Source organism: Vulcanococcus limneticus LL (assembly GCF_002252705.1).
Lineage (GTDB): Bacteria > Cyanobacteriota > Cyanobacteriia > PCC-6307 > Cyanobiaceae > Vulcanococcus > Vulcanococcus limneticus.
The window spans coordinates 1-3,432 of the sequence record NZ_NQLA01000102.1; the positions used below are offsets into that span (position 1 = coordinate 1).

4 protein-coding genes are annotated in these 3,432 nt (G+C 73.0%); 3 read left to right on the forward strand and 1 reads right to left on the reverse strand.

Annotation, left to right across the window (positions count from 1 at the left end; all coding sequences use genetic code 11):
- The 3 genes from CJZ98_RS17375 to CJZ98_RS17385 all read left to right on the forward strand — a co-directional run.
- Window positions 1–1,186: S1 RNA-binding domain-containing protein (locus CJZ98_RS17375; RefSeq protein WP_108723329.1), on the forward strand; the 1,186-nt coding region annotated here is incomplete at its 5' end.
- Window positions 1,183–2,085 carry a Tab2/Atab2 family RNA-binding protein gene (locus CJZ98_RS17380; RefSeq protein ID WP_094592362.1) on the forward strand — a complete coding sequence of 301 codons (903 nt, stop codon included), beginning with the start codon at window positions 1,183–1,185 and terminating at the stop codon, window positions 2,083–2,085. The genes CJZ98_RS17375 and CJZ98_RS17380, both read left to right, overlap by 4 nt.
- A gap of 15 nt (window positions 2,086–2,100) precedes the next feature.
- Window positions 2,101–2,949: a polyphenol oxidase family protein gene (locus CJZ98_RS17385; RefSeq protein WP_094592363.1), complete on the forward strand. Its 849-nt coding sequence runs from the start codon at window positions 2,101–2,103 to the stop codon at window positions 2,947–2,949.
- 49 nt (window positions 2,950–2,998) lie between these two features.
- On the opposite strand, the gene CJZ98_RS17390 is transcribed toward CJZ98_RS17385, so the two are convergent.
- Window positions 2,999–3,432, reverse strand: a 434-nt coding sequence (locus CJZ98_RS17390) for a hypothetical protein (RefSeq protein WP_232756587.1), incomplete at its 5' end; no start/stop codon positions are given.

Sequence of the window (3,432 nt, forward strand, 5' to 3'; positions counted from 1 at the left end):
CGCCGACGCGGCCCTGCAGCGCGCCGCCGAGCTGGAGAACGCCGCCCGCGCCGCCCGGGGTGAGGAGCCCCTGGCCCCGGTGGCCCCCCAGCGCCCCGCCCGCCCCGCCGGCGGGGATGCCGAGCTGTTCGACATGGGTGCCCTCGAGGGCCTGACCATGGCCGACCTGCTGGGCCCGGACGACAGCAAGCGCCGCGGCGGCCGGGGGGGCACCACCGGTTCGGCCAAGTCGTTTGGGGCCGCAGGGGCCGCGGCCCAGAGCCAGCCCCGCGCCGCCGTGCCCTCCCGCACCGTTGATGAGTTCGACTTCGACGAGGAGGCCTTCCTCGCCGCCCTTGATGAGAACGAGTTCGTGGGCTCCACCGGTGAGGTGGCCAAGGGCGTCGTGGTGGGCGTCGAGAGCGATGGGGTGTATGTGGACATCGGCGGCAAGGCCCCTGGCTTCATGCCCAAGAAGGAGGCGGCCCTGGGCGTGATCACCAACCTCAAGGAGCGCTTCCCCCGCGGCCTGGAGGTGGAGGTGCTCGTCACCCGCGAACAGAACGCCGACGGCATGGTGACCGTGAGCGCCCGGGCCCTGGCCCTGCGCCAGAGCTGGGAGAAGGTGCGCCAGCTCGAGAAGGAGGGCAAGGTGGTGCAGGTGAAGGTGAACGGCTTCAACCGCGGCGGCGTCACCGCCGACCTGGAGGGCCTGCGCGGCTTCATCCCCCGCTCCCAGCTGCAGGAGGGGGAGAACCACGAGGCCCTGGTGGGCAAGACCCTGGGCGTGGTCTTCCTGGAGGTGAACCCGGAGACCCGCAAGCTGGTGCTCTCGGAGAAGAAGGCCGCCAGCGCCGCCCTCTTCCAGAACCTGGAGGTAGGCCAGCTGGTGGAGGGCCAGGTGGTGGCCGTCAAGCCCTATGGCCTGTTCGTGGACCTGGGCGGCGTCAGCGGCCTGCTGCACCAATCGAGCATCAGCGGCGGCCAGCTGCGCGACCTGCGCGAAGTGTTCGACCACGGCGATCGGGTCAAGGCGCTGATCACCGAGCTGGATCCAAGCCGGGGCCGCATCGCCCTCAACACCGCCCTGCTGGAGGGCCAGCCCGGCGAGCTGCTGATCGACAAGGAGAAGGTGATGGCCGAGGCCACCGACCGGGCCAACCGGGCCCGCAACGTGCTGCGCCAACAGGAACAGAACGCCGGATGAGCCAAGTGATCGAAGCGTCCCCTGGCCTGATCCAGGCCGACTGGGAACTGGACTATTACTCCCGTCCGATCCTCGAATCCGACGGCAAGAAGCGCTGGGAGCTGCTGGTGTGCTCCACCACCGCGGCCGAGGCACCGGCCGGCGTCGAGCCGTTCCGCTGGGTGCGGCGCTGCCCGGCCACGAGCGTCAACTCCACCTGGCTCAAGGAGGCCCTGGCCGAGGCCCAGCAGGCAGCGGCGGAGCAGGGCTACGCCCCGCCGCGGCGGGTGCGCTGCTGGCGGGCCTCGATGCGCACGATGGTGCAGCGGGCCGCCGAAGCCCTGGGCCTCGAGCTGGTGCCCAGCCGCCGCTGCTATGCGCTGGTGGAGTGGCTGCAGGAGCGCCAGGCCACGGTGTACCCAGCCGAGGAGGGCTACATGGCCGGCCCCCTGGCCCCGCCGCCCCAGCTGATCCAGCCCCTGGCGGTGCCCCTGCCGGAGGCGGCCCGCGGCCAGAGCTGGAGCTGGGCCTCCCTGCCCCTGGGGGCCCTGCGGGAGGCCGGCCAGTGGGAGATCAGCTTCCCCGGACTGGTGGCCCTGCCCGCTGACCTGGCCGATGACGTGCCGGTGAGTGGGCTGCGCCTGATCGGCGGCCCCCGGGCCCTGGCCATCGCCGGCTGGCTGGCGGGTCTGGAGCCGGTGCGGCTGGCGATCAGCGACAACCAGCTGGTGCTGGAAGCGGGCCTGGAGGATCGCTGGCTGCTGGGCCGCCTCGACGCCGAGGAGGCCCAGGCCGCCGCCGCCGCCTTCCAGGGCGCCCGCGAGCAGGCCGGTGGCGTCCAGTTCCTGGCGGTGCAGGCCTCCGAGGCGGAACCCCGCTTCGAGGGCTTCTGGATCCTGCGCGACCTGCCCGATGCCTGAGGGCGGAGAGCGCTGATGGCTGAGGCTGTCGATCCCCCGTTTGAGCGGCCCGATGCCGGCTTCAACAGCCTGGAGGGCTGGACCTGGGTGGGCTGCTACGGCGGCTACTACCTCCAGGCCGACCTGCTGGCGGCCTTTGAGCACGGCTTCTTCACCCGCCAGTGGCAGGGGCGGGGCCCCGGAGAGCTGGCCGGCTACGTGAGCGCCGGCGTGAGCGTGCACCGACCCCGGCAGGTCCACAGTGCCCGGGTGCTGCCCGCCAGCGCCGCCGGGGGCGAGCCCTGGCCAGAGGCCGATGGCCTGGTGAGCGATGGCGGAGGCCAGAGCCTCTGGGTCTGCGGCGCCGACTGCACGCCGGTGCTGCTGGCCGATCCCGCCAGCGGGCGCGTCGCCGCCTGCCACGTCGGCTGGCGGGGCCTGGCTGGTGGCATCCTGCTGGAGGCCATCGCCCAGCTCGTGGCGGCCGGCAGCCGCCGGGAGCAGCTGCTCGTGGCCCTGGGGCCGGCCGTGAGTGGGGACAACTACCAGGTGGAGCGCCCCGTCAGCGTCCGGGTGGCGGCGAGTGTGCTTGCCGCTCCCGGGGCCGCGCCCCTGCAGCCCGAGGCGCTCGGGCCGGAGAAGCTGGAGGCCGCCCTGGCCAACCTCTCGGAAGCGGGTGCCCTGCTCCCGGATCCGGATCCAGCCCGCGATCGCCTCGACATCCGCCGCGCCACCCGCCTGCAGCTGGCCAACGCCGGCCTGGATCCCGGCCGCGTCGCCCTGTGCCCCCTGTGCACGGTGGCGGAACCGCTGCTGTTCCACTCCTGGCGCCGCGATCAGGTCAAGGCCGTGCAGTGGAGCGGCATCGTGGCCCAGGCGGCCTGACGCCGCAGGAATCGACGCCGCTGGCCAGGCTGCGGGTCTCGGGTCCCGATCACGCTCCGGGGTCCTGGTCCAGATCCAGATCCAGATCCAGATCCAGATCCAGATCCAGGCTGAGCTGCCCGGGAGCCAGCCGGGCACGACCACCAGAGAGCCCTGCTCTGCGGCCGCTGCCGGGGCCCCTGGCAGGGCTTCGTCCGGATGTCGGGCCAGGGGCGGCTGAGTCCGACTGCCGGGCCCTGGACCCTGAGGTGGCGCCGCTGCGGGCTATCGCCAGCCAGCTGGCCAGGTCGCGGCGGGCGGGGCCATCGAGGCTGGCGAGATCCAGGGCCGGTGGGAACAGGGCGGCTTCCCGGTCTTCGGCCCAGCCCAGCACGGCCTGGGGGAAGTGACGTGGACCCCGGAAACCGGTCCAGGGTGAATGAGAGTCCTCATCCGGCCAGACTGGGCCGGGGACTCGACCATGAAACGCACCAGGCACACAGC